This window comes from Phormidesmis sp. 146-33 (assembly GCF_052939515.1).
This window is the reverse complement of the sequence record NZ_JBJPHU010000245.1, coordinates 1-2,748: the sequence shown is the minus strand read 5'-3', so window position 1 is coordinate 2,748 and position 2,748 is coordinate 1. Positions and strand designations below refer to the sequence as shown.

General features: G+C 48.7%; 3 protein-coding genes. 2 read left to right on the top strand and 1 reads right to left on the bottom strand.

From position 1 onward, the window contains the following. The coding region (locus tag ACJ2PR_RS35550; RefSeq protein ID WP_446880590.1) for a sugar ABC transporter permease at positions 1–825 on the top strand (825 nt) is incomplete at its 5' end. A gap of 388 nt (positions 826–1,213) precedes the next feature. On the opposite strand, the gene ACJ2PR_RS35545 is transcribed toward ACJ2PR_RS35550, so the two are convergent. Continuing rightward, on the bottom strand, positions 1,214–1,354 hold the full coding sequence (locus ACJ2PR_RS35545) for a hypothetical protein (protein WP_446856744.1): 141 nt from the start codon (positions 1,352–1,354) through the stop codon (positions 1,214–1,216). A 246-nt stretch (positions 1,355–1,600) separates the two neighbouring features. Here ACJ2PR_RS35545 and ACJ2PR_RS35540 point away from each other — a divergent pair, with 246 nt between their 5' ends. Continuing rightward, positions 1,601–2,569 (top strand): SGNH/GDSL hydrolase family protein, encoded by a 969-nt coding sequence (locus tag ACJ2PR_RS35540; protein WP_446880589.1) that lies wholly within the window; start codon positions 1,601–1,603, stop codon positions 2,567–2,569. Positions 2,570–2,748: the final 179 nt, after the last annotated feature.

Genomic DNA, 2,748 nt, shown 5'->3' with positions numbered 1-2,748 from the left:
GTCAACGGCTTCTTTGTTGCTGTTCTTCGCGTTCCCTCTTTCATTGTGACATTGGCGGGGTCGATCGGCTATGCCGGATTCCTGCTGCTTGTCATGGGGGCCCAAAGTACGCTGATTGTTCGAGATCCGGTGATTCGATCGTTAGCACCGACTTATCTCAATCCTGCTTTGAGTTGGGGTCTTCCCATTGTGCTGGCAGGCTTATACGCTTTGGGTCTGTGGTATGAACAAGGGCGACGCGCTCGATCGGGATTGAGAACTCGCAAAGTGACTAACTTAATTTCACAAGTCGCCGCCGTATTCGCGCTCGTGTTCTTATTGGTGTTTCTGTTCCAGTCCTATCAGGGTGTTCCTCAAGCGGTGATGATTTCGCTGGGCTTGATTGTGGTGTTCTGGCTGATTCTTCGCAAAACTGGATTTGGGCGACACTTATATGCAGTGGGCGGTAATGAAGAAGCGGCTCGTCGCGCCGGGATCAATGTGATTGGCATGAAGATTGCAGTCTTCACGCTGGCATCGACGCTGGCCGCGGTCGCAGGAATTATGCTCACCTCTCGCAGTACTGCTGTTGCGACTCAGATTAGTGCCACGTTGTTGTTGAATGCGATCGCTGCCGCTGTCATTGGTGGAGTCAGCTTGTTTGGCGGACGAGGTTCTGTTTGGGCAGTTGTGCTGGGTGCTTTAATCATTGGCAGTCTCGACAACGGTTTAGATCTGCTCAATCAAGAACAAAGCGTCAAAAACATTGTTCAGGGGGCTGTCCTGGTACTAGCCGTCACCGCAGATGCCTTAGTGCGTCGAGCCAACCCAATCAAAGGAAAATAGACCATTCACTTTTGGGGGTTAGCTATAGGAATCCTAAATGAGCCATGAGCAGATTTTTGTCGCTCCGTTCCAGTTCGCTTCGCCCCCTAAATCCCCCATTCTGGGGGACTTTGAAACTTGGGAATGGGTCTTGGAATTTAGGAAGTCTCTCGGCTCAAAGTCCCCCAATTTTGGGGGATTTAGGGGGCACGATCAATTTTGCATTTCACGAGTGATTTCGGATTGCTATAGAACACAAAACATAAAAGGCTATTTCAACAAAGCCACCTTCGCAGATTGAACCATCTTCCTAGTCTGCGAAGGCAGACTTCGTGCTTGTAGGCGCGGTTTTAACCGCCAGCCATTATGGGTTATTTACTTCACAATCCTAACGGCCAAAAGCAAATCACTAACCCACCATATAGGCAGAATGCAAAGCCCAAAGAATCAAAACAGCAATGCTGCCAAGAATGACCACAGACGACACAGTGATTGCAGCGGGACTGTCTGCCCCTTCAAATTTCATGATGCCACGGTTCAGGTCTGACATGATTGCACGCTCCAGTAGTGTCTAAAAAGTGTGTAACTAATTTCACTCCCAAGGTAGTGACGAAATGAAGGATCACCCTCTTTCTCAAGCATTATTTTATCTTTTGTATTTGATTAGTTCTAGTAATCTAATCAACGCTGGCTGTGAATATTTATCAATTCAATTCTCATAATTCCAAACCACGCTACGGAAGACGGATGTTACCGCACAGGTCAAGATAGAAAAGCAAATTCACTCGTCATCTATGTGCTGAAACTTGTGTCGCTCTCTCTGAGTTACCCGCAAGGGGTCGCTTTCCTACTCGTGACGGTACTCCTGATCCTGTTAGAAATTGCCCTGCGGCTTTTGTTTGGGTTTGGTGATCCACTACTTTATTTAGCTGATCCCCGCATTGGCTACTTGTTAGCGCCCAATCAAAAAGTCCGACGCTTTGGCAATCGGATTGAGATCAATGAGTTCTCGATGCGGAGCGATTCCATTTCAACCAAGCGCCCCGACGCAACGCTGCGAATTTTGATGATTGGAGACTCGATCGTCAATGGCGGCTGGTGGACAGATCAACCCAACACTTTGTCAGAAATGCTGGCAACCTGGCTTAGATCCTCCAAAAGCATTCCCCTCGAAGTTCTCAACGCTTCCGCCAACTCCTGGGCCCCTCGCAATGAATTCGCGTATCTCAAGCGGTTCGGTCTTTTTGACGCTCAGGCAGTTGTGCTGGTAATCAACACAGACGATTTATTTGCCACGGCTCCGACCCCTCTACCCGTGGGACACGATCGCAACTATCCCGATCGCAAACCGCCTCTGGCCCTGATCGAAGCGTTCAATCGCTTTTTACCGCCGCCTCCTGTGTCCGAGGAATTGAAGGCAGTTTATGCAGAAGGGGGCGATCGAGTCGGCGCAAATCTAGAAGCCATTCGGCAGATTCATCTTCTCGTCAAGCAGAGCGGGGCGCAGTTTCTTTTAGTGATGACTCCCTTGCTGCGAGAAATCGGTCAACCCGGATCGCGCGATTACGAAATCAAAGCCCGTCAGCGACTTATAGAATTTACTCAATCTGAAGCGATCACTTATCTCGACTGTTTGCCCTTATTCAATGCAGCCAATCAGCCTGAAACGCTCTACCAAGATCACATTCACCTCAACCTTGCAGGAAATACACTGGTAAGTGAAAAGATCGGCGAAAGACTTTGGACGTTGAATATCGGACTTTAGACTCTGGAGGCAGGTCTTTGATTTTCTGTCTAAGGTCATTCCCCCAAACAACTTACCAACCGCAGGGTGAACATTGCTCACATCACGATCGAGACGCTACGCAGTTAAATTTTGGCAAGTCTTTACGACAGATCTCCTAATGTCTAACGTCTTCTGTCCAATGTCTTCTGTCCAATGTC

Bases quoted from the DNA above. Each gene is read 5' to 3' on its own strand.
- ACJ2PR_RS35545 (WP_446856744.1), bottom strand. From the start codon at position 1,354: ATGTCAGACCTGAACCGTGGCATCATGAAATTTGAAGGGGCAGACAGT.